This window comes from Pseudomonas sp. TS_SC_3 (assembly GCF_056156225.1).
Genome location: NZ_CM149586.1, coordinates 2,070,426 through 2,096,863, shown reverse-complemented (window position 1 = coordinate 2,096,863; position 26,438 = coordinate 2,070,426). Strand labels below are relative to the sequence as shown.

The 26,438-nt window shown below is 60.4% G+C and carries 23 protein-coding genes and 3 tRNA genes; 22 read left to right on the top strand and 4 right to left on the bottom strand.

The genetic code is table 11. The annotated features are described in order from the left end of the window. Nucleotides 1-2 precede the first annotated feature (2 nt). On the bottom strand, nucleotides 3-2,663 hold the full coding sequence (locus AC0J6G_RS10165) for a M66 family metalloprotease (RefSeq protein WP_475247388.1): 2,661 nt from the start codon (nucleotides 2,661-2,663) through the stop codon (nucleotides 3-5). 389 nt (nucleotides 2,664-3,052) lie between these two features. Next, the gene (gene gspD / locus AC0J6G_RS10160; RefSeq protein ID WP_475247386.1) at nucleotides 3,053-5,302 is read right to left on the bottom strand and encodes a type II secretion system secretin GspD; all 2,250 of its coding nucleotides are present in this window, start codon (nucleotides 5,300-5,302) and stop codon (nucleotides 3,053-3,055) included. 292 nt (nucleotides 5,303-5,594) lie between these two features. Here gspD and gspE point away from each other — a divergent pair, with 292 nt between their 5' ends. The 12 genes from gspE to AC0J6G_RS10100 all read left to right on the top strand — a co-directional run bounded on the left by gspE (nucleotide 5,595) and on the right by AC0J6G_RS10100 (nucleotide 13,513). After that, on the top strand, nucleotides 5,595-7,082 hold the full coding sequence (gene gspE, locus AC0J6G_RS10155) for a type II secretion system ATPase GspE (protein WP_475247384.1): 1,488 nt from the start codon (nucleotides 5,595-5,597) through the stop codon (nucleotides 7,080-7,082). After that, nucleotides 7,082-8,299, top strand: coding sequence for a GspF family T2SS innner membrane protein variant XcpS (xcpS, locus tag AC0J6G_RS10150; RefSeq protein WP_475247382.1), 1,218 nt, complete (start codon nucleotides 7,082-7,084; stop codon nucleotides 8,297-8,299). Before gspE ends, xcpS begins: the two co-directional genes overlap by 1 nt. Nucleotides 8,300-8,396: 97 nt before the next feature. Further along, the gene (gspG, locus tag AC0J6G_RS10145) at nucleotides 8,397-8,816 is read left to right on the top strand and encodes a type II secretion system major pseudopilin GspG (protein ID WP_475253681.1); all 420 of its coding nucleotides are present in this window, start codon (nucleotides 8,397-8,399) and stop codon (nucleotides 8,814-8,816) included. A gap of 6 nt (nucleotides 8,817-8,822) precedes the next feature. Beyond that, nucleotides 8,823-9,365, top strand: coding sequence for a type II secretion system minor pseudopilin GspH (gene gspH, locus AC0J6G_RS10140; protein ID WP_475247380.1), 543 nt, complete (start codon nucleotides 8,823-8,825; stop codon nucleotides 9,363-9,365). Next, nucleotides 9,362-9,751, top strand: a complete 390-nt coding sequence (gspI, locus tag AC0J6G_RS10135) for a type II secretion system minor pseudopilin GspI (RefSeq protein WP_475247378.1) — start codon at nucleotides 9,362-9,364, stop codon at nucleotides 9,749-9,751. The genes gspH and gspI overlap by 4 nt, the downstream gene beginning before the upstream one ends. Further along, on the top strand, nucleotides 9,748-10,395 hold the full coding sequence (gene gspJ, locus AC0J6G_RS10130; protein WP_475247376.1) for a type II secretion system minor pseudopilin GspJ: 648 nt from the start codon (nucleotides 9,748-9,750) through the stop codon (nucleotides 10,393-10,395). Before gspI ends, gspJ begins: the two co-directional genes overlap by 4 nt. Then, nucleotides 10,392-11,357 carry a type II secretion system minor pseudopilin GspK gene (gene gspK / locus AC0J6G_RS10125; protein WP_475247374.1) on the top strand — a complete coding sequence of 322 codons (966 nt, stop codon included), beginning with the start codon at nucleotides 10,392-10,394 and terminating at the stop codon, nucleotides 11,355-11,357. Before gspJ ends, gspK begins: the two co-directional genes overlap by 4 nt. Further along, nucleotides 11,354-12,490: a type II secretion system protein GspL gene (gspL, locus tag AC0J6G_RS10120; protein ID WP_475247372.1), complete on the top strand. Its 1,137-nt coding sequence runs from the start codon at nucleotides 11,354-11,356 to the stop codon at nucleotides 12,488-12,490. The genes gspK and gspL overlap by 4 nt, the downstream gene beginning before the upstream one ends. Continuing rightward, nucleotides 12,487-13,008: a type II secretion system protein M gene (locus AC0J6G_RS10115; RefSeq protein WP_475247371.1), complete on the top strand. Its 522-nt coding sequence runs from the start codon at nucleotides 12,487-12,489 to the stop codon at nucleotides 13,006-13,008. The genes gspL and AC0J6G_RS10115 overlap by 4 nt, the downstream gene beginning before the upstream one ends. Before the next feature lie 144 nt (nucleotides 13,009-13,152). After that, nucleotides 13,153-13,228, top strand: a tRNA-Val gene (locus AC0J6G_RS10110). A 33-nt stretch (nucleotides 13,229-13,261) separates the two neighbouring features. Beyond that, a tRNA-Asp gene (locus AC0J6G_RS10105) sits at nucleotides 13,262-13,338 on the top strand. 98 nt (nucleotides 13,339-13,436) lie between these two features. Further along, nucleotides 13,437-13,513, top strand: a tRNA-Asp gene (locus AC0J6G_RS10100). 361 nt (nucleotides 13,514-13,874) lie between these two features. On the opposite strand, the gene AC0J6G_RS10095 is transcribed toward AC0J6G_RS10100, so the two are convergent. After that, complete coding sequence (locus AC0J6G_RS10095; RefSeq protein WP_475253679.1) at nucleotides 13,875-14,915, bottom strand: AraC family transcriptional regulator; 1,041 nt, start codon at nucleotides 14,913-14,915, stop codon at nucleotides 13,875-13,877. Nucleotides 14,916-15,151: 236 nt separating this feature from the next. On the opposite strand from AC0J6G_RS10095, the gene AC0J6G_RS10090 reads away from it, so the two are divergent. The 5 genes from AC0J6G_RS10090 to AC0J6G_RS10070 all read left to right on the top strand — a co-directional run bounded on the left by AC0J6G_RS10090 (nucleotide 15,152) and on the right by AC0J6G_RS10070 (nucleotide 21,474). Beyond that, a complete protein-coding gene (locus AC0J6G_RS10090; RefSeq protein ID WP_475247369.1) occupies nucleotides 15,152-17,185 on the top strand; it encodes an oxidoreductase in 2,034 nt (677 codons plus the stop codon). A 63-nt stretch (nucleotides 17,186-17,248) separates the two neighbouring features. After that, complete coding sequence (locus tag AC0J6G_RS10085) at nucleotides 17,249-17,680, top strand: nuclear transport factor 2-like protein (protein ID WP_475247367.1); 432 nt, start codon at nucleotides 17,249-17,251, stop codon at nucleotides 17,678-17,680. A 334-nt stretch (nucleotides 17,681-18,014) separates the two neighbouring features. Continuing rightward, a complete protein-coding gene (locus AC0J6G_RS10080; protein WP_475247365.1) occupies nucleotides 18,015-19,385 on the top strand; it encodes a chromosome partitioning protein ParA in 1,371 nt (456 codons plus the stop codon). A 2-nt stretch (nucleotides 19,386-19,387) separates the two neighbouring features. Next, the gene (locus AC0J6G_RS10075; RefSeq protein ID WP_475247363.1) at nucleotides 19,388-20,323 is read left to right on the top strand and encodes a 1-aminocyclopropane-1-carboxylate deaminase/D-cysteine desulfhydrase; all 936 of its coding nucleotides are present in this window, start codon (nucleotides 19,388-19,390) and stop codon (nucleotides 20,321-20,323) included. Between the two features lie 41 nt (nucleotides 20,324-20,364). After that, nucleotides 20,365-21,474: a cyclic nucleotide-binding domain-containing protein gene (locus AC0J6G_RS10070; protein WP_475247361.1), complete on the top strand. Its 1,110-nt coding sequence runs from the start codon at nucleotides 20,365-20,367 to the stop codon at nucleotides 21,472-21,474. A gap of 10 nt (nucleotides 21,475-21,484) precedes the next feature. Here the strand turns inward: AC0J6G_RS10070 and AC0J6G_RS10065 are convergent, their stop codons facing one another. After that, nucleotides 21,485-22,429 (bottom strand): DUF1853 family protein, encoded by a 945-nt coding sequence (locus AC0J6G_RS10065; protein ID WP_475253677.1) that lies wholly within the window; start codon nucleotides 22,427-22,429, stop codon nucleotides 21,485-21,487. Between the two features lie 97 nt (nucleotides 22,430-22,526). On the opposite strand from AC0J6G_RS10065, the gene AC0J6G_RS10060 reads away from it, so the two are divergent. From AC0J6G_RS10060 to AC0J6G_RS10040, 5 genes are read left to right on the top strand one after another with little or no spacing between them, the layout of a single operon-like run. Further along, a complete protein-coding gene (locus AC0J6G_RS10060; RefSeq protein ID WP_475247359.1) occupies nucleotides 22,527-23,414 on the top strand; it encodes an NAD(+) kinase in 888 nt (295 codons plus the stop codon). Continuing rightward, nucleotides 23,414-24,388: a metallophosphoesterase gene (locus AC0J6G_RS10055; protein WP_475247357.1), complete on the top strand. Its 975-nt coding sequence runs from the start codon at nucleotides 23,414-23,416 to the stop codon at nucleotides 24,386-24,388. Before AC0J6G_RS10060 ends, AC0J6G_RS10055 begins: the two co-directional genes overlap by 1 nt. Beyond that, on the top strand, nucleotides 24,385-25,254 hold the full coding sequence (locus tag AC0J6G_RS10050) for a rhomboid family intramembrane serine protease (RefSeq protein ID WP_475247356.1): 870 nt from the start codon (nucleotides 24,385-24,387) through the stop codon (nucleotides 25,252-25,254). The genes AC0J6G_RS10055 and AC0J6G_RS10050 overlap by 4 nt, the downstream gene beginning before the upstream one ends. Before the next feature lie 45 nt (nucleotides 25,255-25,299). Beyond that, nucleotides 25,300-25,563 (top strand): YeaC family protein, encoded by a 264-nt coding sequence (locus tag AC0J6G_RS10045; RefSeq protein WP_475247354.1) that lies wholly within the window; start codon nucleotides 25,300-25,302, stop codon nucleotides 25,561-25,563. Then, complete coding sequence (locus tag AC0J6G_RS10040; RefSeq protein ID WP_475247352.1) at nucleotides 25,563-26,399, top strand: DUF2797 domain-containing protein; 837 nt, start codon at nucleotides 25,563-25,565, stop codon at nucleotides 26,397-26,399. The genes AC0J6G_RS10045 and AC0J6G_RS10040 overlap by 1 nt, the downstream gene beginning before the upstream one ends. The last annotated feature ends 39 nt before the right edge of the window (nucleotides 26,400-26,438 follow it).

The window sequence follows — 26,438 nt, the reverse complement described above, 5'->3', positions numbered from 1 at the left end:
CTTCATTCGGGTTGAGCCAATTGCGCAATAACGGCCATGTGTCTGGCCTCAACCAAGGGCAGCAGCAAATTGTTGTTTTGGCTCAGGTTGCTCCATTGTTGATTGCCGCCACCGCTGCAGCCGTAGGTGATCAGCTTGCCGCGACCATTGGTGAGAAAGCCACCGGACAGATCGAGGCAGCGTTCGGCGCGCTTGATTCGGGGCAGAGCACTGATGTCCCAGCGTTGGTTTTGTTTGCGGCTATCACAGCGGGTGAGCGTGACCGAGCCATGATCAGTAAGGCATTGGCTGAGGTCTAGAGCGCTGCGGATACGCCCGTTGGCGTCAGTGACCCACTGCTCGTTCGCGCCTTTGGTGCACTGCGCTTTCGCGGACACATACACCGACTCGGTGGCATCCCCCGGCTGGGCCTTGATGCAGTTGCCGTTCACCATGCTAAACAACTCGGCGGCGGGCAATAACGGTTGCGGGTTCAGTTGCAGGTGTTCGAGCAGGTCGCGCAAGGCTTGTTCAGCGTCCGGGTCGCGGGCATCAAGTTGGGCTTTGTAGGCATCCATCCAGCGATTGAGGCGCAGGCCCAGGCTTTGTTGTTGCTGGTAGCGCTGCGCTACACCGGCCGCCGCAGTCGACAGACCGCGCAGGTCGTCGGCATAGCTGTCGAGCAGCACTTGAGTGGCATCGCTCAGGCTGATGAAGGGCTGATCGACAGCCGCCTGCAGGCCCGCCTCAAGGGTCGGAAGTTCGACTGCGCGCAGCGCATCAAAGGCGTTTTCCTTGCCCACAATAATGGCTGGTGCCATGGCTGGCAGGCCCTGGGGGAAGTCTACTCGGGCTAACTCCTCAGCAACGCCGGCGGCTTCTTGGCAAGACAGCGCGGCGTTTAAAGGCTGTTCATCTTGAGCCAGGTTGATGTGCAGTTTGTTGGCATTACTGCCCATGCGATTCGGCGCTACGGCAATATTCTGGTTTGTGCCATTGGCAAAATTCACGCTGACCCAGCAGGTTTTGCGGGTGTCTTGGTTAATCGGGGCGGGCAGCGCGAATACATGGCCCCAGTTGCCGCGTGCTGGCGGGTAAAGAATCGCCGCCTTGCTGACCGGGTCATAGCCGCCCAACAGGGTAAATACCGCTACGCCAATGCGGCGTGGCGCCAGGTAGTTGCCGTCGGCGCTGTTGTACCAAATGTTAGTTGAGTTCGGCACGCGAGCCGCGAACACCTCCATGCGGCGTGTGCTGGCGTTCCAATTGCGATAGCCGGTGGGCGAGCTGGCGCTGACCATGGCCTTGTCCATCGCCGGCTGAATTTTATTTTTAGTGCTGTAGCCGGTGTAGTGGGTGTAACTCGACAGGCTACTGGCGTAATGCCCGCCCGACATGGCATCAGTGCCAAAACTGTAGGCATCGGCGTACACAGGCATGCCGCTCATGCCGGCGTTTTTGTCGCGGTTCCAGTGCAGGTTGGCGCGCATGCGTTTGCGGTAAGCGATATAGCCCCAGCCGCTGTCGTGGTGATGCCCGGCCCAAAAGTAATTAGTGCCTTGTTGGCCTGGGTAATGGCCAAGGCCATAGTGATGACCAATCTCATGGCTGAATTCGTTACCCACCGAGTCGATCAGCGTCAGCTGGCCATTGCCGCCACTCAGGCCATGGTTGTGTACACCGTTTATATAGCGCCCACGGGCATGGTGAATAACGGCCGACTGAGTCAGGTGGGGGTTTTCCTGGCTGACCATGCCGGCGCTGGTGACGCCAATATTGGCCAGGTTGATGCCCGTACTGAATGTCGATTTGGCGGTGTTTTCACGCATGTCGCCTTCGTACACGCCGCCGTTGGACGCGCTGCTGCCGTCGATATCGACATCGTAGATTTTCCCGCTGCCGATCATGACCCGTGGCAGGTACATGTCCTCGTACTGGCTGGCTACCAGGCGTGCAATGGGCAGTGTCTGGAAGTAGTCCGTGGCGGCGCGAGCGGGCTGAGTGAGAAACCAATGGCCGTTGCTGACGGGCGGCGGTGTAAGTAGGCCCAAGCGAATGGACTGCACCACTAATTCGCCGGGCGGGGCAAAGTCGATGGCGCTGTCATCAATCTGGCCGCTGCGGCCTTGGCCGTCATTCAGGCGCAGTGTGATGCCGGGTTGCACCCAGTTCCACGGCAATACCGCTGACCAAGCGCGGCGCGAATAGACCACGTCGGGGCGCGCATCGGCGCTGCTGCGATCGGCCCTGAACAACTCATCGGGGTGGCGCATCGCCAGTTTGCCCAGCGGCTCGCCGTCGAGCGCAACCTCAATCTCAAGTTGCTGCAGGGTGCCTAGGCTGGGGTCTGGCGTGACCAGCAGCAAGGCCTCACGTTCGCTGGTCAGGCGCGGCATATTGCGCGCTTCGTTGCCGCTGGGGTCTACCGAATGGCTTTGCACAAACTGCAGCATGGCCGGCAGGTTGCCGGTCAGGTCATTGCGGACCGGACGTGGCTGGCCGTTTTGATCCTGATCATAAAAGCCCAGCGCGTTGACCTCATCGATCACCGCAATCGTGGGCTCGGGGAACTCCGGTTTTGCCAAGGGCGGAGGAACCGGTACAGGGTCCGGCGTGAGCGGCTTGTCGGCCTCCGGAGGCGTCGGATCGGTGGGGGTATCCGGTTTATCTGTCGGCTCGTCCACGTCAGGTTGCGTTTGTTCCGGAGGTGTTTGCGGGGCATCTGCCGATGCGCCGCCGCCTCCGCCGCCTTTTTCTAGGCAGCCCCCCAATAAGCAAGCCAAACACAACACTGAGAGAACATTCACATAAGCAGGCATGGCCAAATCCGCAGCTAAAAATATGGCCGGCATACTGCCTATGTCGCCGGCAAACATACCTCTACTGGTTCACGTTCAGAAAGCTTGCGATAGTTTATTTAGATCGTTTTTAGGTCGCTGATAGCGTTACTTGTTAGTAAGTGTCATTTTTTGTCAGCGGCGTGCAGGGGGCGGGTTTAACGCCAGCACACCCGGCGAAACCGTCGCTTGCCGTGACAGGCGCCGAGGTTAACCAAGGCGCCTGTCACGCGGCGTTATTCGGCGATGATTACTGCGCGGCGCTTGGGCAATTGTTGCGGCAATGCCGCCAGGGCTTGCTCGGCCAGCGTGCGGTTGGGGTAGCGGCCGTAACGCACGGCGTAGTGACCGCTACCGCCTGTTTGCGGTTCGTGCAGGCGCAATGGCAAACCGGTATTGCGCTCCAGCAAGGCCTGCATAAAGTCAGGATTGCTGCCCTGTATCAGCTCAATGGTGTACTGCTCAGGGGCGCTTTTAGGCGGGCTCAGCGTTTCACCCCCGAGGCCATTACCCAGGGTGTTGGGGTCGACCGGTTTGGGTTTTTCAATCAGGGTTGCGCTGGGTACGGCGAAGCTTTTGGGGGCTTCTTGGCGCACGTCCACCGAAGGCTCGGCGCTGCCGGGGTTGAACAGCTGGTTAGCATGTTCGGGCAGGTTATTGTGGCCGCCGGCGTTGCCCAGCAGCCTGAGGTCGCGGTATTTGCCCAGGCTCAAGTTGGCCAGGCCCACACCGTCACGCGCCACGCTGGGGCGTAAAAACACCATCAAATTACGCTTTTGCCGCACATCGCGGGTTGAGCGAAACAACCGGCCAAGCCCGGGAATATCACCCAGCAGTGGCACCTTGCTTACGGTGCTGGTGACATCGTCCTGAATCAACCCCCCGAGGACGATGACCTGACCGTCATCGGCCAATACGGTGCTCTTGATTGAGCGTTTATTGGTGACCAGGTCCACAGCTTGGGCGTTCAGCCCCGAGCTTGGGGCGATGGAGGAGATTTCCTGCTCAATGACCAGGCGCAGCGTCGCACCTTCGTTGATATGCGGCGTGACCTTAAGCGTCACGCCGATATCTTTACGCTCGATTGTGGTGAACGGATTGCTGGAGCCCGCAGCATCGGTGGTGTAAGACCCGGTTTGAAAGGGCACGTTCTGCCCAACCAGGATCTCGGCAGCCTGATTGTCGAGGGTCAGCAGCGTTGGTGTGGACAACAAATTGGTCTTGCTGTTGGCCGACAGCGCCGTTACCAATGCGCCGAATTTGTCATTGCCCAGGCCCAGAATAGCGCCGCTGGGTAAGCCGGCAGCCAATGCGGCGTCCTCACCGCTGGCAATTGCACCGAGCAGGGTGCCGACGGACAGGCCCGTGTCATTGAAGTTGACCCCGCCCAAACCCGCCGTGCCGCTGCGCCCATCAATCGCCCATTGCACGCCGAGGGCATCGCTGATGTCGCCCGACATTTCCACAATCGCCGCCTCAACCAGCACCTGAGCACGCGGCACGTCGAGCTGGCGCACCAAGTCCTCGAACATGCTTACGGTATCGGCTTCAGCCATGATCACGATGGCGTTCAGGCTTTCGTCAGCGCGAATCATCAGTTTGAGTGGCGCAGCGCCGGGGCCCTCACTTTGCTGCAGGTTTTCGCCGAAGTCGCCCAAGGTGCTGGCCATTTCTTTGGCATCGCCATAGCGCAGGCGAATCACCCGGGTATTGGCTGAGCGCGAGCTGGGGGTGTCGAGGCTCTGGGCCAGTTTCAGCAGGCGTGCGCGGGCGTCGTGTGGGCCGAGCAGCAGCAGGCGTTTGGCGCGGGTGTCGGCAATCACCTGAGCGCCGCTGGTTTGGCTGTTTTTCAGCGAGCGGTTGATCACCTCGCTCATGTCGTGTACCCAGGCATGGCGCAGTTCGTAAACGCTGAAGTCGTCCTGATTGCTGCTGTCGAGCTGCGCAATGATGGTGCTGATGCGGCTGATATTGGCCGGTGTGTCGCTGATGATCAGTGAGTTAGAAGCGCTGACCGCTGCCAGGTGCCCATAGTTAGCCACCAGCGGGCGGATTAGCGGGATCAGATCATTGGCCGCGCCATGCTGCACTTGGATAACCCGGGTTTCCATAGTGCCCTGAGTGCCCGCCGCCGCACGGGCCTCGGTGCTGGGAATAACACTGAGTTGATTGCCGTCGGGCATCACCGCGTAGCCATGGGTGGTCATGACCGAAAGGAATAATTTGTACACCTCCGCCAGCGCCATGGGCTCTTGAGCGATGACCGTGACGTGGCCTTTGACCCGTGGATCAATCACAAACGTTTGATTGCTGATTGTGGAGATCTGTTCGATGAAGTCGCGGATGTCCGCATCCTTCATGTTGATCGTCCAGCTGTCCGCCGTCTGTGGTTCTGCGGCATGGGCCAGAGAAAGTGCAGTGCTGGCCAAAAAAGCAATAAGCGGCAGAGCCAGGCGCAGAACAGGTCTGCTGGAAAGTTTGATCATGGGGCGTGTTGTCTCTTTTGTCCGCGCGTGGGCGGTGCTTGCTCAGCCAAGATGGGGTGTTAAAAACGTCGGGTCGAGGGCCGGTATGTCATGTGTTTGAGTGCAGGGACTTAGTCTGCTGCCGGCGGGTCTAAGGGTTAATTGCGCGGATAATATCAGCTGTGGGCAACTTTCTAAGTTGGCTTCCGCGATCTGCGATGTAAATCGCATTTTGCAGTTTATTCTGCGCAAAGCGCGAGAATGCCGGCAAGATAGCCGCCCTTTTACGTACAGACAGCTCTGGTGTCCCCGCATGCGGTCCTCCGTTTTAACCGTTCAGCCGCCGCGCTTGCCGTTTGCTTTTGCCCGTCGTCAGGGGGTGTTTTTCGTTCAGCACGCGCAGCAGTGGCAGTTGTGCGTGCGTGAGGGCAGCGACCTGTGCGCGGTTCAAGAAGCGCAGCGCATCGCCGCTTCGGTGCTGGCGCTGCGGTGGTTACCGGCGGATGCTTTTGAGCAGGCCTTAAGCAAGGCCTACCAACACGATTCAGCCTCCATGCAATTGGCCGAAGAGCTGGGCGGAAGCCTGGATTTGGCCTCCCTGGCCGAGCAGATTCCAGAAACCGAGGACCTGCTGGAGCAAGCAGACAACGCGCCGATCATCCGGTTGATCAACGCCATCCTCGGTGAGGCGATTAAGGAAAACGCCTCGGATATTCACCTGGAAACCTTTGAAAAACGCCTGGTCGTGCGCTTTCGCGTGGATGGCATTCTACGTGAGGTGCTGGAGCCCAAGCGCGAGCTGGCGGCCTTGCTGGTGTCGCGGATCAAAGTCATGGCGCGCCTGGATATTGCCGAAAAGCGCATCCCCCAAGACGGGCGAATTTCCCTGAAGGTCGGCGGCCGTGAGGTGGATGTGCGGGTATCAACCCTGCCGTCGGCCAATGGCGAGCGGGTGGTGCTGCGCCTGCTCGATAAGCAAGCCGGCCGCCTGAATTTGCAGCACCTGGGCATGAGCGCGCGTGACCGTGATCTGATGGAAGCCACCGTGCGTAAACCACACGGCATTCTGCTGGTCACCGGGCCCACCGGCTCGGGTAAAACCACCACGCTGTACGCCAGCCTGGTCAGCCTGAATGACCGCACGCGCAACATTCTTACCGTCGAAGACCCGATCGAATACCACCTCGAAGGCATCGGCCAGACCCAGGTCAACACCAAAGTCGACATGACCTTCGCCCGCGGCCTGCGCGCCATCCTGCGCCAGGACCCGGACGTGGTGATGGTCGGCGAGATTCGCGACCAGGAAACTGCCGAAATCGCCGTACAGGCTTCCTTGACCGGTCACCTGGTACTTTCGACGCTGCACACCAACAGTGCCATCGGCGCGATTACCCGTCTGGTGGACATGGGCATTGAGCCGTTTCTGTTGTCATCATCCTTGCTCGGCGTGCTGGCCCAGCGCCTGGTGCGGGTGCTGTGTCCGCACTGCAAAGCGGCCTACCTAGCCGATGAAGCCGAGTGCACCTTGCTCGGCGTGCCGTTCACACCGCCACCAACCCTGTACCGCGCGCGCGGTTGTGTTGAGTGTCATCAGCAGGGCTATCGCGGCCGAACCGGCATTTATGAGGTGGTGGTGCTTGATGATCACTTGCGCACGTTGATCCACAACGCCGCCTCTGAGCAGGACATGACCCGCCACGCCCGCAGCCTCGGCCCGAGCATCCGTGAAGACGGACGGCGCAAGGTGCTGGACGGCGTGACCACGGTTGAGGAAGTGCTGCGCGTGACTCGAGAAGAATAATGGCCGCGTTCGAATACCTCGCCCTCGACGGTAAAGGCCGCCAGCAGAAAGGTGTGCTGGAAGCCGACAGTGCGCGTCAGGTACGGCAGATTCTGCGTGAGCGACAACTGGCGCCGCTGGACGTTAAAGCCACCCGCACGCGTGAATATGCCGGCGCCGGCTCACATTTTAGTTTTGCCCGCAGCATGTCGGCGCGTGATCTGGCGTTGATTACCCGGCAACTGGCGACGCTGGTGCAAGCCGCTTTGCCTATTGAAGAGTCGTTGCGCGCGGCGGCTGCGCAGGCCAGCTCGCCGCGCATCCAGAGCATGTTGCTGGCGGTGCGTGCGCGGGTGCTGGAAGGCCATGACTTGGCCAGCAGCCTGAAAGAATTCCCTTCGGCTTTCCCAGAGTTGTACCGCGCCACCGTAGCGGCCGGGGAGCATGCCGGCCACCTTGGACCGGTATTGGAGCAGCTGGCTGACTACACCGAGCAACGTCAGCAGTCGCGGCAGAAAATCCAGCTGGCACTGCTGTATCCGGTGATTCTGATGTGCACCTCATTACTCATCGTCGGGTTTCTGCTCGGTTATGTGGTGCCGGATGTTGTGCGCGTGTTTATTGACTCGGGCCAGCAACTGCCGGCGCTAACCCGCGGTCTGATTGCGTTGAGTGACTGCGTTAAAGGCTGGGGCTGGCTGGCGGTACTGGTCGTCATGTTGGCCGTGTTCACCCTGCGCTGGGCGTTGCGTGATGATGCAGTCAAGGTGCGCTGGCATGGCTTCTTGCTGCGCATTGCGCTGGTGGGGCGCTTGATTCGCGCCACCGACTGCGCGCGGTTTGCCTCGACTTTGGCGATTCTGACGCGCAGCGGTGTGCCGTTGGTGGAAGCGCTCGGCATCGCCGCGCAGGTGATCGCCAACCGGGTGATCCGCGCCGAGGTGGTGATTGCCGCGCAGCGGGTACGTGAAGGCGGCAGCCTGACCCGCGCGCTTGAGGCCAGCGGCCAGTTCCCGCCGATGATGCTGCACATGATTGCCAGCGGTGAGCGCTCGGGCGAGCTGGACCAGATGCTGGCGCGCACGGCACGCAATCAGGAAAACGATTTGAGCGCTCAGGTGGCGCTGCTGGTGGGGCTGTTTGAGCCTTTTATGTTGGTGTTTATGGGGGCGGTGGTGCTGGTGATCGTACTGGCCATTCTGCTGCCGATTTTGTCGCTCAATCAGTTGGTGGGGTAACCACGTGGATAACAGACCGTTGCAACCTATGGGCGACGCCGTCTTGGCGGTTACTCACCTCCGCCCGACGGCGCAGGTGGCCGGGCAACGCTCTGCCATGCGCCAAGCAGGGTTCACCTTGATTGAAATCATGGTGGTGGTGGTGATCCTCGGCATCCTTGCCGCGCTGGTGGTGCCGCAAATCATGAGCCGGCCTGACCAGGCCAAGGTCACCGTAGCCAGGGGGGATATCAAGGCTGTGGCGGCCGCGCTGGATATGTACAAGCTCGATAACCATGGCTACCCCAGCACCCAGCAAGGCTTGGAGGCGCTGGTGAAAAAGCCCCCCGGCAACCCGCAGCCAAAAAACTGGAACCGCGATGGCTACCTCAAGCGTATGCCGGTCGATCCGTGGGGCAACGTCTACCAATACCTGGCGCCCGGCACTAAAGGGGCTTTCGACCTGTACTCGCTGGGCGCAGATGGCAAGGAAGGCGGCAGCGACCACGATGCCGACATCGGTAACTGGGACCTCTGATCAGTCATGCGTCCGTCAGCGAACCCGGCCCATGGCTTCACCCTGATAGAGCTGCTGGTGGTGCTGGTGATTCTGGGCAGCCTGCTCGGCCTGGCTGTCTTCAGCCTGGGCATTGCCGGGCCTGAACGTGAGCTGCGCAACGAAGCCGAGCGGCTGGCCGGTTTAATTGGCGTGTTGGCCGAGGAGGCCGTTCTGGATAATCAGGAATACGGCCTGCTGCTGAGCCGCGATGCCTATCAGGTGCTGCGCTATGACGCGCTCACGCAAAGTTGGCTGGCCCTGGCCGAGCAGCCCCATCGGTTACCGGGCTGGGCCGAGTTGAGTCTTGAGCTGGACGGCGCGGCGCTGGCCCTGCCGCTGCCTGCAGGGCAGACGCCTGGTGAGGAGGCGTTGACGCCGCAATTGTTGCTGCTGTCGAGTGGTGAGATCAGCCCGTTTCGCCTGCGGTTGGCCGAGCGCCGTGCCGATGGCTTGCGTTTGCGCCTGGTCAGCGATGGTTTCCAGTTGCCTGCGGTCGAAAGCGAGCAGCCTGCGGTGCATGCGCCATGAGGCGTGCTGGCGGTTTTACCTTGCTTGAGGTGTTGGTTGCCCTGGCGATTTTTGCGCTGGTGGCGGCCAGTGTGCTGACGGCCACTGCGCGCAGTCTGCAAATCGCTGCGCGGCTAGAAGATAAAACCCTGGCGATGTGGGTTGCTGATAATCGGTTGACCGAGCTGCAGCTGGAAAAGCAGCCCGTCGCCACTGGTGATGAGCAAGGCGAAGTGATGTTGGCCGGGCGTCGCTGGCAATGGCAAAGCGAGGTGAAAACCACCAGCGAAGCGGATATGCGCCGGGTCACCCTCTGGGTCGCGCCTGTGGATCTGTCGGGTGCCACCGGGGGTGTACGCGAGCGTGCGGTGGTCAGCCTCAACGGATTTATTGGGGGGATGCAATGAAGTGGCAGCGCGGCTTCACGCTGCTCGAACTGCTGATTGCCATCGCCATCTTTGCCCTGCTTGGGCTGGGCACCTACCGCATGCTCGACAGCGTGCTGCGTACCGACCAAGTCACCCGCGCGCATGAGCTGCAGTTGCGTGAGCTGGTGCGCGCCATGGCCGCATTTGAACGCGATGTGCTGCAGGTGCAAGCCCGGCCGGTGCGTGACGCCTGGGGCGAGCCGCGCGCCGCGTTGCTGAGTGACGATGGCGACAACGCCGCCATCGAGCTAACCCGCAGCGGCTGGCGCAACCCGTTGGCGCAACCTCGGGCCGACTTACAGCGGGTGCGCTGGCAGCTCAGTGGTGAGCAATGGCAGCGCCACTACTGGTCGGTGCTTGACCAGGCTCAAGACAGCCAGCCGCAGATCCAGCAGGCGCTAAATGGCGTGACAGCGTTGCAGTTTCGTTACCTGGATCAGCAAGGCGCTTGGCACGCGAGCTGGCCCCCGCTGGATCAAAGCCCACAGGCCGCACTTAAACTGCTGCCGCAGGCCATCGAACTCGTGCTGCAGCACCGCCGCTATGGTGAGGTGCGGCGCGTGTTGCGCCTGCCCGAAGGCTTACCTGAACAACCCGTAGTGCAGTCGGAGCGGCAACCATGAACCGGCAGCGTGGTATGGCGCTGATCACCGTGCTCTTGGTCGTGGCGGTGGTAACGGTGATCAGCGCCGGCATTATCGCCCGGCAGCAGTTGTCGATCCGCAGCAGTGTCAACCAGCTGCATGTGCGTCAGGCCTGGCATTACGCGCTGGGGGGCGAAACCTTGGCCAAGGCGCTTTTGCAGCGTGATTGGCGCCAGGGTGACCCGCAAGCGCCAGTCGACCACTTGGCTGAAACCTGGGCTAAGCCGCGAGCGCCGTTTGCCCTGGAGGAGGGGGGCGCGCTGCAGGTGCAGATCGTTGACCTCAGCGGCCGTTTCAACCTCAACAGCCTGTTGCAGCAAGGGCAGCCCGATGAGGCTGCCGTGACTCAATTTCGTCGTTTATTGCTGGCTTTACAGCTCAACGCAGCCTACGCCGAGCGCTTGCTTGACTGGCTGGATGGCGATGATCAAGCCACCGGCGGCTATGGCGCGGAAGACAACCAATACGGGCTGGCGCAACCGCCATACCGCGCGGCAAACCGTGAGCTGAGTGACGTTTCCGAGCTGCGCCTGCTGCTGGACATGACCGCAACGGATTATCAGCGCCTGCTGCCCTACGTCAGCGTTTTGCCGGCAGCGGCCCCCCTTAACGTCAACACTGCCAGTGCGCAGGTGCTTGCTAGCTTGGCTGATGGCCTGACAGTGGCGCGTGCCCAGCAGCTGGTCAGCACTCGCGGCAGCGAAGGTTACCGTGACGTGCCACGTTTTATGGCGCAGCTCACCGGTTTGCAGGTGCAAGGCCAGAACTTGGCCGTTGCCAGTGAGTATTTTCAGGTGCTCAGCGAGGTCACAGTCGGCGAGCGCCGCCAGGTTTTGCGCAGTTTTTTGCAGCGTGCCAGCGATGGCCAGGTGTATGTCCTGGCGCGTGATTTGGGGCAGAGCGGTTTACCGCCGGTGCCCGTTGAGGAAGCCCAACCATGAGTCAAGCCTATGTGTTTCTGCCGCCCGCTGCTTGTGCCGGGGCGCAGGCGGAGCTGCCCGTGCAATGGGTGGCCGACGGGGTGAGCAAAACCCTGACATTCACTGAAGCACAAACCCAGTTAAGCGGCAGCTGGACCCTGGTCCTGCCGGTTGAGGCCGTAACGTCCTGCGCGGTCAAGCTGCCCACGCGCAAAGCGCGTTGGTTGCGTCAGGCGCTGCCCTTTGCCGTGGAGGAACAGCTGGCTGAGGAGGTCGAATTACTGCACCTGGCGTTGGGCGAGCAATTGGCTGATGGTCGGCATCGAGTGTTTGCCATGCGCCGCAGTTGGTTAGCCGGTTGGCTGGCGTTGTGCCCGGCTGCGCCCCAGGCGATTGCCGTGGATGCTGATCTGTTGCCAGGGCCTGGCACTGCACTTCTGCCGCTGCACGGCCGCTGGCTGCTGGGCGGCGAGAATGTCACGCGAATGGCGCTGCAGGCGCCGGACTGGCCGCAGCTGAGCCCTCTCTGCGCGCAACCGCAGCTTGCCTGGTGTGATGCCCAGCACCCGGCACTGCAGCCGGTGGATGAATGCATGTTGGTGGCCGAGCCCTGTGTGTGGCTGAGCCAGCAGCCGTTGCGCAACAACCTGGCGCAGGGTGAGTTCGCCGTGCACAGCAAGGGGGGGCGATGGCGGCGCTGGCGTCCAGTGCTAGGCCTGGTGGGCCTATGGCTGGTGCTGCAGTGGGGCTTTAATTTCGCACAGGGCTGGTACCTGCAGCGTCAAGCCGATGATTACGCGGCGGCCAATGTCGCTCTCTATAAGGCGCTGTTTCCGCAGGACAGCAAATTGGTCAACCTGCGTGCGCAGTTTGATCAGCATCTGCAAGCCGGCGCGAGCAGTGGGCAAAATCGTTTGCTTGGCCTTCTGGCACAGGTCAGCGGCGCGCTGGCAGCTGAGGGCGGCCAGGTGCAAATCAGCCAGGTGGATTACAGCGCTGCGCGCGGCGATCTGGCCATGCACGTACAGGCTGCCGGCTTTGCCGAGTTGGAGCGTTTGCGTGAACGCCTGCAGGAAAGCGGCTTGGCAGTGCAGTTGGGGTCGGCCAGCCGCGAAGGGGCGGGTGTCAGTGCGCGCGTGGTGATCGGAGGATGAGCATGCTAAACCACGGTAAAGGCTTTACCGCCCAGTTGGATAATTCACAACTGCTGCGGCGTTGGCGAACCCTGGCGCGGCGTGAGCAGTTCGCGCTCGGCAGCCTTGGGGCGTTTCTATTGGTGGTGCTGCTTTACCTCATGCTTTGGCAGCCGACGCAAACGCGCTTAATCGCCGCGCGCCATGCATTTGAGGCGCAGCGTGAGTTAAACGCTTATTTACATCGCCAGGCGCCGGCAGCACGCAATTTGCTCAGTACACCTTCGCAGGTTATTGATCCTGTTCGGTTGCAGGGCATGGTTACGGCCACGGCTGCGACTCAGGGCTTAACCATCGAGCGTTTGGACAATGCGGGTGACGGTGCCCTGCAACTCAACTTGCAACCCGCGCCCTTTACCCAGTTGCTCCGTTGGTTCACGGTGCTGCAGGAGCAGGGCGTACAGATCGTTGAAGCTGGGTTGGATCGCGCTGAAGACAACAAGGTGGCCGCTCGGCTAAGCCTGCGTGTGGGGCAGTAGCGACCGGGCTAGCTGCATATTGGTGCAGGGCCTGTGTACCTATGCCAAAGGCGGTCAGCATTTTTTGCACTTTTTTAGAAAAACTTGAGGCGGGGTATTGACTTAGGTGCGGCCCTTGCGTAAATTTCGCGCCTCACAAGCAGCGGGTGATTAGCTCAGCTGGGAGAGCAGCTGCCTTACAAGCAGCGGGTCGGCGGTTCGATCCCGTCATCACCCACCACTCTTGTGAAACCGGACGAAAGTCCACCGACGCGCAGCGGTAGTTCAGTCGGTTAGAATACCGGCCTGTCACGCCGGGGGTCGCGGGTTCGAGTCCCGTCCGCTGCGCCACATTTTCCAACCTGAGTCGCTTCAGGTTGAGATGAAAAGCCCTAAAAAGCAGCTCATCAGATGAAGCAAGAGTTGTACGGACGAAAGTCCACCGACATGCAGCGGTAGTTCAGTCGGTTAGAATACCGGCCTGTCACGCCGGGGGTCGCGGGTTCGAGTCCCGTCCGCTGCGCCATATAGGAAGCCCGCTGATAGCGATATCAGCGGGTTTTTTATTGCCTGTCATCCATGGTGGCCACCCTTCGGGCCGTCGCTGCGCGACGTTACAAATGGCTCCCAGCCATTTTTTATGGCCTGTAATTTCCCGTGATTGGCCTGAATCTGCTTGTGCGACACTCTGTCATCTTGCCTTCATCGATCTCCTCTAGCCTGATTGGCATGCTCTTTGTAAAGGCAATGAGCAGTCACTGACCTATCGAGTGGGGGAACAAACAATGGATGACTATCAAGAAGAGCTGCTGGAAGCCCGCGCCACCGAACAGGATGTGCCGGAGCGTGATGAAGACGCGACCGAGCTCTGATCTGTTTTAAGGCTGTCACAGCGCCCGCCGTTGTTCGCGGCGATAATCCCCTGGGGTTTGCTGCTTCCAGCGTTTAAATGCGCGTTGGAAGGCTTCGGCTGAAGCAAAGCCCAGCAGGTAGGCGATTTCCCCGAATGCCAATTCGGTGTCGCGAATGTAAGCCATGGCCAGGTCGCGGCGAGTGTCGTTGAGGATGCTGCGAAACTGCGTGCCTTCCTCGGCCAGCTTGCGCCGCAGGGTCCAGGTTGGCAGCTGGAGGCGCGCCGCCACTTCGGCCAGATCTGGCTCGCGGCCATGCAGTAGCGGGCCGAGCAACTGCGTAATGCGTTCGCGCAGGTTGCGTGTGCGGGTCAGTTGCTGCAGTTCTTGTTCACAAATTTCCAGCAAATGTCGCCAAGTGCTCGGGCAATGTTCGGGGTTACGCAGGTTTAGGCTCTGTTGATTCAACCGCAGCTGGTTATGCGCGCAGGCAAACTCCACCGGGCCGGCAAACAACTCGCCGTACTGCGCCGCGTACTCGGGTGCGGGGAATTCGATCTGTACTTTTTCTACAGGCAACCGTTGCTGCGCCAGTGCCCCCAGATGCTGTGCCCAACTTGCCAGTACCGAGTCGACAACAAAGCGGTTGTAGGCGTTATAGGGGCTGATTGAGTAGAAGCGCAGCCAGGCCCCGCGTGCGTCTTCGTGCAGGCTGGACTGGCCGCGGTAGTTGGCGGCATATAAGGGCTCAAAGCGGGTCAGTGCGCGCGCGGCTTCGCGCACTGTTGGTGCTTGCATCGCCGTAACACCCGCCAGGCCCAGTTGGCTCAGGCGGCTGGTCTTACCCATGAGCAGCCCGAGTGCTGGCTGCGAACATTGCTCAATTGCGGCATGGCCTAAGCGCATATAGCGCGGGATCGACAGCCGTGCGCGTGGCTCGGCCAGGCGCGCCGCATCCAGGCCGTAGCTATCGAGCAGCGGTTGTGGGTCTTGGCTGCAGCAGCGCATGGCGTCCGCCAAGCTGCCGACAAAACCGACCGACAGATCGCCGAGTTTGACCCGCGTATTTTTTATCATCACGACGTAATCCGGTTTGCGCTCAGTTTTTGCTGGTGCAGAGCTTTGACAGAGGTCGTCAGGGTAGGTAGACACTCAGCGTTTGCCAAGCCTTGCTGCACTTTATGATCAGTAGGTTGTTACTTTAAGTCATTGAGGCGTTGGGCTTGGCTGATTATCGTCTAGACCATATCGACCGCGACCCATTAAGAGGTTGCGGCATCCGTGTAATGCCTTTGTTCGATGTGGAGATTTTCATGACTGCTCACTACCCGCACTTGCTGGCCCCGCTTGATTTGGGCTTCACCACGCTTAAGAACCGCACCCTGATGGGGTCGATGCACACCGGGCTGGAAGAAAAGCCAGGTGGTTTTGAGCGCATGGCGGCCTATTTCGCTGAGCGTGCTCGTGGTGGTGTTGGCTTGATGGTCACCGGCGGCATTGGCCCGAACGAAGAGGGCGGTGTGTACTCCGGTGCAGCCAAGCTGAGTACTCCTGAAGAAGCGGAAAAGCACAAGATCGTTACCCGTGCAGTGCATGAGGCGGACGGCAAGATCTGCATGCAGATCCTCCACGCTGGCCGCTACGCCTACAGCCCGAAATCGGTGGCGCCGAGCGCGATTCAGGCACCAATTAACCCGTTCAAGCCCAAAGAGCTGGACGAGGAAGGCATCGAGAAGCAGATCCAGGACTTTATCAACTGCTCCGTGTTGGCTCAGCAAGCTGAATACGACGGCGTGGAGATCATGGGCTCGGAAGGTTATTTCATTAACCAGTTCCTTGCCGCGCATACCAACCACCGCACCGACCGTTGGGGCGGCTGTTACGAAAACCGCATGCGCTTGCCGGTGGAAATCGTGAGCCGTGTGCGTGAGGCCGTTGGCCCGAACTTCATCATCATCTATCGCCTGTCGATGCTTGATCTGGTTGAGGGTGGCAGCACCTGGGATGAAATCGTGCTGCTGGCCAAGGCCATTGAGAAGGCGGGCGCAACCCTGATCAACACCGGTATCGGCTGGCACGAAGCGCGTATCCCGACCATTGCCACCAAGGTGCCGCGGGCAGCGTTCACTAAAGTTACCGCCAAATTGCGTGGCGAAGTCGGCATTCCGCTGATCACTACCAACCGCATCAATACCCCGGAAATCGCCGAGCAGGTACTGGCCGAAGGCGACGCCGACATGGTGTCGATGGCGCGGCCGTTCCTGGCTGATCCGGAGTTCGTTAACAAGGCCGCAGAAGGCCGCAGTGATGAAATCAACACCTGCATCGGCTGTAACCAGGCCTGTTTGGATCACACCTTCGGCGGCAAGCTGACCAGCTGCCTGGTCAACCCGCGTGCCTGCCACGAGACCGAGCTGAACTACATCCCGACTACCACGGTGAAGACGATTGCGGTCGTGGGCGCGGGACCCGCTGGGCTGTCTGCGGCCACGGTTGCGGCGGAGCGTGGCCACAGCGTGACCTTGTTCGATTCGGGCAGCGAGATTGGCGGCCAGTTCAACGTGGCCAAGCGTGTGCCGGGCAAAGAAGAGTTCTTTGAAACCCTGCGTTACTTCAAGCGCAAGCTGGAAACCACAGGTGTCGATCTGCGTCTGAATACCCGCGTATCAGCTGACGATCTGGTCAAGGGTGGCTACGACGAAATTATTCTGGCCACCGGCATCGCACCGCGCACCCCGGCTATTCCGGGTATCGAGCATGCCAAGGTGATCAGCTACCTGGACGCCATCCTGCAGCGTAAACCGGTCGGCCAGAAGGTTGCGGTGATCGGGGCTGGTGGTATTGGTTTTGACGTCTCCGAGTTCATTACCCATCAGGGCGAGGCGACCAGCCTCAATCGCGATGCATTCTGGAAAGAGTGGGGGATCGATGCTTCGCTTGAGGCCCGTGGCGGTGTGGCAGGTATTCAGGCGCATCCGCACCCGGCCGCGCGTGAAGTGTTTCTGCTACAGCGCAAAAAATCTAAAGTCGGCGACGGCCTGGGCAAAACCACCGGCTGGATTCACCGTACCGGTTTGAAGAACAAGAATGTGCAGATGCTCAACGCGGTCGAATACCTCAAGGTTGACGATGCTGGTTTGCACATCCGCATCGGTGAGGGCGAGCCACAGCTGCTGCCGGTCGATACCATCATTGTGTGTGCTGGGCAGGACCCGTTGCGCGAGCTGCAGGATGATCTGGTTGCGGCTGGGCAACATGTGCATTTGATTGGCGGCGCCGATGTAGCCAGTGAGCTGGATGCGAAACGTGCGATCAATCAGGGCTCGCGCCTCGCTGCCGAACTCTGACAAGCAACGCCCCGCCTAGTGCGGGGCGTTTTGCATGTGGTCTAAAACAATAAGGAGACGCCCATGTCCAGCCATTCATTACTCAACCCTGCAGCGGCCGCCACACTCGCGCAGTGGCATGCTTTGATGCAGAAAAACGACCTCGGCCAGCTGCCAGAACTGCTGCACCTGCAGGCCATATTCCGTTCGCCCATGGCTTTCAAGCCTTACGTGGGGGCGCCTGTGGTGTCGCTGATTCTCAACACCGTGAGTCAGGTGTTTGCCGACTTTACTTACCACCGTGAGTTGGCCAGTGCCGATGGCCTCAGTGTGGTGCTGGAATTCAGCGCCAAGGTGGCCGAACGCGAGCTAAAGGGCATCGACATGATTCGCTTTGATGAGGCCGGCAAGATTGTTGAGTTCGAAGTGATGATTCGCCCCATGAGCGGCTTGCAAGCCCTGGGCGATGAAATGGGGCGGCGACTGGCGCCTTTGTTGGCAGCGGCGAAAGGCTGAGCGCCTGCTCCAGCTCTTTTACCCGTGGGCTCGGTCGCTGTAAAACAAGCGGCGGGGCGTTGAGCTGATGCCGTAGGTTGCACCAAACCCATCACAGTTTTGCTCTGTCTGTCAGCATTAATCACGCGCTGGCCGGACGACTGCCAACCCAGTCACATTGCTGGGGTTGTCTTTTCCCCTAGACTTGCCCGCACACAGGTAGGGCGTCTGACAGCTAGGCCTTGCTTAACCCGCCAGAATGTTGGCAGTCTTGCCCTGTGCGCCAGTTTTGCGCACCCTAGCGCGATACGCCACACGCCGGGCGCAACGCCCGTTTCGGCCTAGAGGACAACCCATGAGCATGCAGAACAAGCCGAAAATGGTTGAGGCCGTACTGTTCTTCAGTGAGCGCGGCGGCATCTGTAAGCAGATGTTTTTCCCCGAGTTCGAGGCCCTGCTCGATGGCGTGGTGAATATGCCAGAGTTCGCCGACCAACAAATGCGTGTGGCTTACGTATCCATCAACCCGCGTTTGCTGATCAAGGCACTGGTGTTTTTCTACTTGGACTTCGACGAAAAGGGTGCGCCGGACTCCGGTTGGAATATCCCTTTGCAGGCATTGGCCGAGCGTGCCGGGCGCGGGCCTGACCTCGGCGCTGGGCCGATTCGCCTGGCCTGCCGCAGCCAGTGTCCGGTGTCTTGGCACCAGATGCACCTGTGGGACCCCAGTTTGGCGCCGGGTAATAACGACTTAGCCCTGCTACGTGATGTGATCAAACGCAATAGCCTTGGCTTACTGGTTGAAGATGAACACAGCCAGGCGGTTGCACCCGAGCGGCTGCAAATGGCCTCTGAGGATAAGTGGTACGCGGCCGATTCCGCCCAAGAAGACAGCGCCAAGGCCAGCCACAAAGATGATCAGGCGCAGCGCCTGAAGGCCGCGCAGCTGATTAAACAACAGCGTTTACGCATCAGCAGCCTGACCCAGCAACACGAGGAAGAGCTGGCCAAGTTCAAGCTGGCCAGCGAGGAGCAGAGCAAGAATCTGCAGGCGCAACTTCACGGCTTGCACCAGGCGCTGCGCCAGCAACAAGAACATAACGCGGTACTGAAGGCGCAATTGGCGGCGCAGGCGGCGAGTTTCCAAACGGCTCGTGAGGAGATGACCGAGCAACTGCGTGCACTGGAGCACGATGGTCGCAGCGAGAGCGACAGCCTGCGTGCGCAATTTGAAGGTGAAATGCAGGCCAAAATTGCCTCGGCAGTGGCCGATTACAAAGAGCAGATAGCCATTCGCGACGTTGAACTGGCCTATCGCAGTGAGCAAGACACCCACTCGCTGCAGGAAATTAATCGTCTCAAGCGTGCTTACACTGACTTGGCCAGCCAAGGGGGGGATCAGATTCTTGAGCGCCTGGCCAAGCTCGGTGTGGTTTTTGTGGTGTATCACCCCGGAGCCGGCCATCTGACCATTGCGCTGCAGGACATTGCGGCCTACCAGGACAATCCGCTGGCCTTTGCCGCCGCCAAATGCTTTGTCAGTGAAGAGCAGTACCGCCAGTGGTTAGCGCATTATCAGCAGCCGAGTTGCGAGGCCCTGCTGCCCAGTGGCGAGCGTTGTGCCATTCCAATTGACCGGGTTGATACGCCCAGCCGTTTCACCCTGGCGGAATCCAATTGTTGCGCCCGGCACAAAGCCAGTAGCCGCTTGCGGACTGTCAGTTAACCTTGTCTGTTGTCCTGCCTGACTGGTCGCCGCGCGCGCCCTTGCAACCCCTGCGGCTGGCCTGGTCGGTTGCGGCCGGTGTCGAACTGGCGGTGCTGCGCCTGGACCTGATTGATCCGCTGATCAGCGGCAATAAGTGGTTCAAACTTTCCCATCATCTGCGTGCAGCGCAAGCCAGTGGCGCATCCGGTGTCATCAGCCTGGGCGGTGCGCACTCCAATCACCTGCATGCCCTGGCCGCTGCCGGTAAACGCTTCAATTTCCCGACCGTCGGGCTTTTGCGTGGTCATCCACAGCAGACGCCGACTGTGGCGGATCTGCAAGCCTTTGACATGCAGCTGCATTGGCTGGGGTATGCCGGCTACCGCGCGCGGCATGCGGCCGACTTTTGGTTGCCTTGGCAGGCGCACTATCCCGGGTTTTATCCGTTGCCTGAAGGTGGCGGCGGGCTGCCCGGTGCTTTGGGCTGCATGGGGTTGGTGCAGCAGGTTCGAGAGCAGTTGCCAGGCTTGGGTTGGCGCGATTACGACGGCTGGTGGGTGGCGGCGGGCACGGGCACCACTGTGGCCGGCCTGCTGTTGGGCGAAGCCGCGGCGCATCCGGTGCACGCGGCGCTGGCCGTACCGGCTGACCATGGTGTTGAGCAACAGCTGCAGGCGATTATGCAAGCGGCCGGTGTGCCAGTCGGGCGTTATCAGTTGCATGAGGCCAGCCGTGGCGGATTTGCCAAAGTGGATGCCGACTTACTCAACTTTATGCACGCTGCAGAGGCCGAAAGCGGCGTGCTGCTGGAGCCGGTCTATACCGCCAAGGCCTTAATGGCGTTGCGCCAGCAGGTGGCGGCCGGTTACTTTGCTCGCGGCAGCCGTTTGGTGTTCGTCCACACGGGCGGCTTGCAAGGCCGTGCGGCGGCGTTGTTGCAGCCGTCGTGGATCTAACGTGGCTACACTGAACTCCACCCGCGGAGCCTTGATATTCCATGAGCGAACCCCTTAACCCCGAGCAGTTACGCAGCCTGACGCCACTCAACGTGCTGTCTGACCAGCAGTGGCGCGAGCTGCGCGGGCAATTGGTGCCGCAGCCGTTGCTGGCAGGGCAGCTGCTGTTTCGTTCGGGGGATCAGGCACGCCTGACCTATTACCTACTGGCGGGCGAATTACTGCTGCAATCGGCCGATGGGCAGGCGCAGCGCTTACAGGCAGGCAGCGAGGCCAGTTGCCATCCGCTATCGCCAAGCCTGCCGCGTTTGCATGAAGCCCGCGCGCTGACCGATGCCAGTGTGCTGGCGCTGGATACCGCCACCCTCAACCGTTTGCTCACCTGGCGCTTGGCTTATCAGGACCTGTTGCTGGAGTTGGGGCAGGGTGATGAAGAGGTTGAGTGGCTGGAGCGTTTGCTGGAAAACCCGCTGTTTGCCAAGGTGCCACCTTCTAACGTGCGCGCCATGCTCGAGCGTTTGCAGCGTGTTGAATTGGCCGCTGGCAGTACCGTGCTGCAGGAAGGCGATATGGGCGACTGCTGCTACTTTCTGAAAAATGGCCGGGCTGAAGTGATTCGCGGTGCCGGCAGCGCCCAGCAAGTGTTGGCCGAGCTCGACATTGGTGCGTGTTTTGGTGAAGAAGCGTTGCTGGCGGACAGCCCACGCAATGCCACTGTCACCATGCTGGATGGTGGGGTTGTATTGCGCCTGGATCGTCAGGATTTCTTTGCCTTGCTCAAAGCGCCGGTAGTCAATGAAGTGTCGCTGGGTGAGGCGTCGAGATTGCTGGCCGCTGGCGCGCAGTGGCTGGATGTGCGCCTGCAGGAAGAATACGAACGCGCCCATGCACTGCAATCGCTGAACATGCCGCTGCAGCTGTTGCGCCTTAAAGCTCGTCTGCTGGATAAAGCGCGCACTTACCTGTGTTACTGCGACAGCGGCAAACGCAGTACCAGTGCGGTGTTTCTGCTTACGCAGCTTGGCTACAGTGCTTACGCCTTGCGTGAGGGCGTGGATGCCTTGCCGGCGATCCAGCGTGATGCATTGTTGTGTGAGAGTGGTTCGGGGTATTTGGCCCGTTCGGGTGGCCGGACCGAGCGCAGCCAGTAAGCATTCCTGCCTAGCTATCCGGCTGTGCAGGCCAGCGATCATTAACCAAAAATACCCGCTCGGCTTCTAGCCAGTCTTTCTCTGGGCCTTCAATCAGGCGTACGAGCAGTTGCGCGTTGGCATCACTCGGCAGGGTGTTGAGCCACTGGCTGAGCTGTTCGCGGGTGAGCACGTGCTGCTCTTCAATACGCGCAGGCGCCAGCCACGCGTGGCGTTGCAAGGGCTGCCAATGGCCTGGGTTTTGGCTGGCAAAGTGTGCCCAGTCAGCGCGATGCAGCCAGCGGCCACGCAAATGCGCTGGGTTGCTGCCTTGCGGTGCGCTATAGGTGTGCTGCCAGGGGGCGAACAAATAGCCCGCGAGCCACAACGCTGCCTGAGGGCGGTGAATATCCAGTTCAGCCAGCCTGTGTTGGGCGTGCACATTGGCCGACAGCGGCAGTTGGTGCTGGCCCAGGTGTGCCAGTTTGATATCCAGCCGATCACGGCTGCCTGGGCCGAGCCAGTGCGTGAGGTCGGCGCCGCTGCAGCGCGGCTGGCCCAGGTACAGCTTGATGGCCAGCTCCAGATGATGCACGCCTTCCTCATCACGCAGCAGCATATCCAGCTCACCCAAGGTATGGCCCTGCTCGCGGATGGGCAGGTTGGCGGCTAACACCTCGATACCGGGCGCGGCATGCAGCGCAAATTGCCAGAGCCGCTCGTAATAAAGGCCCAGTCGGCGCACCGAGCGTTGGCTGAGCCACTGCTGCAGCTCGTGGCTGTTGGCATCCAAGCCCATTAACCAGTCAGCCAGTTTTTCGGGTTGCTGGCTCCAGTTGCAGGCTTTGAGTGGATGACGTTGTGGCCACGGCGACTGCGCCAGCAGCGGTGGTGAAAGCAGCGTCCAGGCGAGGTCTCGCACAGCGGGTTGGCGCAGGTGCGAGGGCAGCTCGGTGAGTGAGTGGAAGGGCATCATGGTGCGAGCATAGCGCAGTGCCGGTTCGCGGTTTGCCGCGTCCATAGGCTTTCACCCATAATCCGAACCACTAGATACAGAGCCTTGTGGGAGCAACATGGAGCAATTTCGTAATATCGGCATCATCGGTCGACTGGGCAGTACCCAAGTTCTCGACACCATTCGCCGGCTGAAGAAGTTTCTGCTTGCTCGACACTTGCATGTGATTCTTGAGGACACCATCGCCGAAGTGTTACCGGGCCATGGCCTGCAAACCTCGTCACGGAAAATTCTCGGCGAGGTGTGTGACCTGGTGATTGTGGTCGGCGGTGATGGCAGCATGCTCGGCGCGGCACGCGCTTTGGCGCGGCATAAGGTGCCGGTGTTGGGCGTTAACCGCGGCAGCTTGGGGTTTCTGACCGATATTCGCCCCGACGAACTGGAAATGAAGGTCGCTCAGGTGCTCGAAGGGCATTACCTGACCGAAAACCGCTTTCTGCTGGAAGCAGAGGTGCGTCGTCATGGCGAGGCCATCGGTCAGGGCGATGCGCTCAATGACGTGGTGCTGCACCCTGGTAAATCGACACGGATGATCGAGTTTGAGCTGTACATCGACGGTCAGTTTGTTTGCAGCCAAAAGGCAGACGGCTTGATTGTCGCGACGCCGACCGGCTCCACCGCGTATGCCCTGTCTGCCGGCGGGCCGATCATGCACCCCAAGTTGGACGCCATCGTTATTGTGCCGATGTACCCGCACACCTTGTCCAGCCGGCCGATTGTGGTGGATGGCAAGAGCGAGCTGAAAATCGTTGTGTCTAAGGATCTGCAGCTGTATCCGCAGGTGTCTTGCGACGGGCAGAATCATTTCACCTGTGCGCCGGGCGACACCATCACCGTGGCCAAACGGCCACAAAAGCTGCGCTTGATTCACCCCCTTGATCACAATTTCTATGAGGTCTGCCGCAACAAGTTGGGTTGGGGTAGCCGGCTCGGCGGGGGTGACTAATGCACCTCGACCCCGCGCGCGGCTATGACCTGATTGGCGACATTCACGGCTGTGCGAAAACCCTGGAGCATTTACTCAGCACCCTCGGCTATCGCCGGCAGGCGGGGGTATGGCGTCACCCACAGCGCATGGTGATTTTCCTCGGTGACCTGGTCGACCGTGGTCCGCGCATCCGTGAGGCGCTGCACCTAGTGCGTGATATGGTCGTGGCCGGCCAGGCGCTGTGCATTATGGGTAACCATGAATTCAATGCGCTGGCCTGGAGCACGCCGGCCGCGCCTGGCAGCGGTCGGCAGTTTGTTCGCGAGCACACGCCGCGGCACGCCCGGCTGATCAAGGAAACCCTGGAACAGTTCGAGGCTTACCCAGCGGAGTGGCAGGCATTCCTCGACTGGTTCTACGAGCTGCCGCTATTTATCGATGCTGGGCGTTTCCGCGTGGTGCATGCCTGCTGGGACGACAGCCTGATTGAGCCGTTGCGCGCGCAGTTTGCTGATGGCTGCATCGACGAGCATTTTCTCCAAGCCGCTGCCGTGCATGGCAGTTTTGCCAATACCGCGCTGGATCGCCTGCTGCGCGGCACCGACATGCGCCTGCCGCATGGTATGACCCTGACCAGCGATGACGGCTTTACCCGCGCGCACTTTCGCACCAAGTTCTGGGAAGAAGACCCACAAACCTACGGCGATATCGTCTTCCAGCCCGATGCATTGCCGGAGCTGGCAGCGCAGATGCCGCTCAGCGAGATGCAGAAAACTGAACTGCTTAAATACGGCGCTGATCAGCCGCTGCTGTTTGTTGGCCACTATTGGCGCAGCGGCAAGCCCGCGCCGATTCGCAGCAACTTGGCCTGCCTGGATTACAGCGCGGTATTGAATGGCAAACTGGTGGCGTATCGACTCGATCAGGAAGCGCGTCTGGATGCCAGCAAGTTCGTTTGGGTCGATGTTGAAAGCCCGGAGGCACGACCATGAGTGCAGTAGCGGCGATGCGTCTGCCTGAACAGGTTGATTTGCGCGGCTTTATCACCTTATTGCAGCGCCTGCAGGTGCCGCATCGGGTGTCGGAAGAAGCGGGCGAGCAGGTGCTTTGGGTGCCCGACGAGCAGATAGCGGAGCAGGTGAGTGCGCTCTATGCGCGCTACCCGCAAGGTGATGCTGCCGCGGCCCTTGAACCACCTCAGTGCGCGACCAATAGTTCCTCTGGGTTTATCCAGCAAGTGCGCGCCAGCCGCATGACCTCAGCTGTTCTACTGCTGACGTTTATTGTCGCGGCCATCACCTTGTTGGGCGATAACCTGACGACGGTGAGCTGGCTGAGCTTTGTTGATTACCGCCTCCAGGGCGACTACATCTACTTCAGTTACCTCACCGAAACCTTGGCCAGCGGCCAGTGGTGGCGGCTGCTGACGCCGATGCTGGTTCACTTCGGCATGCTTCATCTGGCCATGAATACCCTGTGGTATTGGGAGCTGGGGCGACGAATTGAGGCGCGACAAGGGCCGTGGATGCTGCTCTGGCTGACGCTGTTATTCAGTTTGGCAGCCAACTTTGCGCAATACCTGTATGCCGGCCCGTCGGTGTTTGGCGGCTTGTCCGGGGTACTTTATGGTTTGCTGGGGCATTGCTGGATTTTCCAACGTATGGCGCCCTGCAATGCTTATCGACTACCGCCCGGTGTGCTGGTGATGATGCTGGCGTGGTTGCTGATCTGCATGACGGGTATTTTTGAGTTGCTGCAATTCGGTGCTATTGCCAATGCCGCCCACGTCGGCGGCCTGCTGGCCGGTTGCCTGAGCGGGCTGCTGGGCGGTGTGCTGGCACGTCGCCAACGCAGTTAGTTAATCAACAGGCTGGTAAACTGCCACTTTGCATTTGGAGGCGCTATGTCGTCCTTTATCGAAGCGATTGAAAACATCACCCCTGAGATTTATCAAAGCCTCAAGCTGGCCGTCGAAATCGGCAAATGGCCCGATGGCCGCAAGCTGACTCAGGAGCAGAAGGAGCTGACCTTGCAAGCCCTGATTGCCTGGGAACTCCAAAACCTGCCGGAAGAAGAGCGCATCGGTTACATGGGGCCGCAGGAATGCAGCTCCAAGTCTGCGCCGGTTCCCAACCTGTTGTTCAAGTCCTCGGATACCCTGCATTGATGAATGAGCTAGGCCGTGGTGCCCTGAGCAAAATGGCGGCGCAGTTGGGCGCGCCGGTGCAGTACAGTTTTCGCCTGGGTGATGAGCTGTTACCGGTTAATCCGCTGATCGGTAAGGCTCTGCGCTTGGAGTTCTTGGGGGCCATCCATTGCAGCCATTGCGGGCGCAAAACCAAGAGCAGCTACAGCCAGGGCTATTGCTACCCCTGTATGCAAAAGCTGGCCCAGTGCGACATCTGCATCATGAGCCCGGAGCGCTGCCACTATGAGGCCGGCACCTGCCGCGAGCCGAGCTGGGGCGAGCAGTTTTGCATGACCGATCACGTGGTCTACCTGGCCAATTCCAGTGGCGTGAAAGTCGGTATCACCCGCGCCACGCAGATCCCGACGCGCTGGATCGACCAAGGTGCGACCCAGGCACTGCCGATTCTGCGCGTCGCCACCCGTCAGCAGTCCGGGTTTGTCGAAGACCTGCTGCGCAGCCAGGTGGCGGATAAAACCAACTGGCGCGCGCTGCTCAAGGGTGATGCTGCGCCGGCTGATCTGCTCGCCGTGCGCGAGCAGTTGTTTGCCCATTGCAGCAGCGGGCTTACCGAGTTGCAGCAGCGCTTTGGCATCCAAGCCATTCAGCCGCTCAGCGATCAAGCCGTGGTGCAGATTGCCTACCCGATTGAGGCTTATCCGGCCAAGATCACCAGCTTCAATCTGGATAAGAACCCGCTGGCCGAGGGCACGTTGCTGGGCATCAAGGGCCAGTACCTGATGTTCGACACCGGCGTGATCAATATCCGCAAATACACCGCTTATCAGCTGGCCGTCCACGAACTGGCCGCCTGAGTTACTTATTCGCGAACCCGGCGCCCGCGCGCCGCAAAC

Coding starts and splice junctions, on each gene's coding strand:
- gspD (WP_475247386.1), bottom strand. CDS start 5,302: ATGATCAAACTTTCCAGCAGACCTGTTCTGCGCCTGGCTCTGCCGCTT.
- gspE (WP_475247384.1), top strand. CDS start 5,595: ATGCGGTCCTCCGTTTTAACCGTTCAGCCGCCGCGCTTGCCGTTTGCT.
- xcpS (WP_475247382.1), top strand. CDS start 7,082: ATGGCCGCGTTCGAATACCTCGCCCTCGACGGTAAAGGCCGCCAGCAG.
- gspG (WP_475253681.1), top strand. CDS start 8,397: ATGCGCCAAGCAGGGTTCACCTTGATTGAAATCATGGTGGTGGTGGTG.
- gspH (WP_475247380.1), top strand. CDS start 8,823: ATGCGTCCGTCAGCGAACCCGGCCCATGGCTTCACCCTGATAGAGCTG.
- gspI (WP_475247378.1), top strand. CDS start 9,362: ATGAGGCGTGCTGGCGGTTTTACCTTGCTTGAGGTGTTGGTTGCCCTG.
- gspJ (WP_475247376.1), top strand. CDS start 9,748: ATGAAGTGGCAGCGCGGCTTCACGCTGCTCGAACTGCTGATTGCCATC.
- gspK (WP_475247374.1), top strand. CDS start 10,392: ATGAACCGGCAGCGTGGTATGGCGCTGATCACCGTGCTCTTGGTCGTG.
- gspL (WP_475247372.1), top strand. CDS start 11,354: ATGAGTCAAGCCTATGTGTTTCTGCCGCCCGCTGCTTGTGCCGGGGCG.
- AC0J6G_RS10115 (WP_475247371.1), top strand. CDS start 12,487: ATGAGCATGCTAAACCACGGTAAAGGCTTTACCGCCCAGTTGGATAAT.
- AC0J6G_RS10095 (WP_475253679.1), bottom strand. CDS start 14,915: ATGATAAAAAATACGCGGGTCAAACTCGGCGATCTGTCGGTCGGTTTT.
- AC0J6G_RS10090 (WP_475247369.1), top strand. CDS start 15,152: ATGACTGCTCACTACCCGCACTTGCTGGCCCCGCTTGATTTGGGCTTC.
- AC0J6G_RS10085 (WP_475247367.1), top strand. CDS start 17,249: ATGTCCAGCCATTCATTACTCAACCCTGCAGCGGCCGCCACACTCGCG.
- AC0J6G_RS10080 (WP_475247365.1), top strand. CDS start 18,015: ATGAGCATGCAGAACAAGCCGAAAATGGTTGAGGCCGTACTGTTCTTC.
- AC0J6G_RS10070 (WP_475247361.1), top strand. CDS start 20,365: ATGAGCGAACCCCTTAACCCCGAGCAGTTACGCAGCCTGACGCCACTC.
- AC0J6G_RS10065 (WP_475253677.1), bottom strand. CDS start 22,429: ATGATGCCCTTCCACTCACTCACCGAGCTGCCCTCGCACCTGCGCCAA.
- AC0J6G_RS10060 (WP_475247359.1), top strand. CDS start 22,527: ATGGAGCAATTTCGTAATATCGGCATCATCGGTCGACTGGGCAGTACC.
- AC0J6G_RS10055 (WP_475247357.1), top strand. CDS start 23,414: ATGCACCTCGACCCCGCGCGCGGCTATGACCTGATTGGCGACATTCAC.
- AC0J6G_RS10050 (WP_475247356.1), top strand. CDS start 24,385: ATGAGTGCAGTAGCGGCGATGCGTCTGCCTGAACAGGTTGATTTGCGC.
- AC0J6G_RS10045 (WP_475247354.1), top strand. CDS start 25,300: ATGTCGTCCTTTATCGAAGCGATTGAAAACATCACCCCTGAGATTTAT.
- AC0J6G_RS10040 (WP_475247352.1), top strand. CDS start 25,563: ATGAATGAGCTAGGCCGTGGTGCCCTGAGCAAAATGGCGGCGCAGTTG.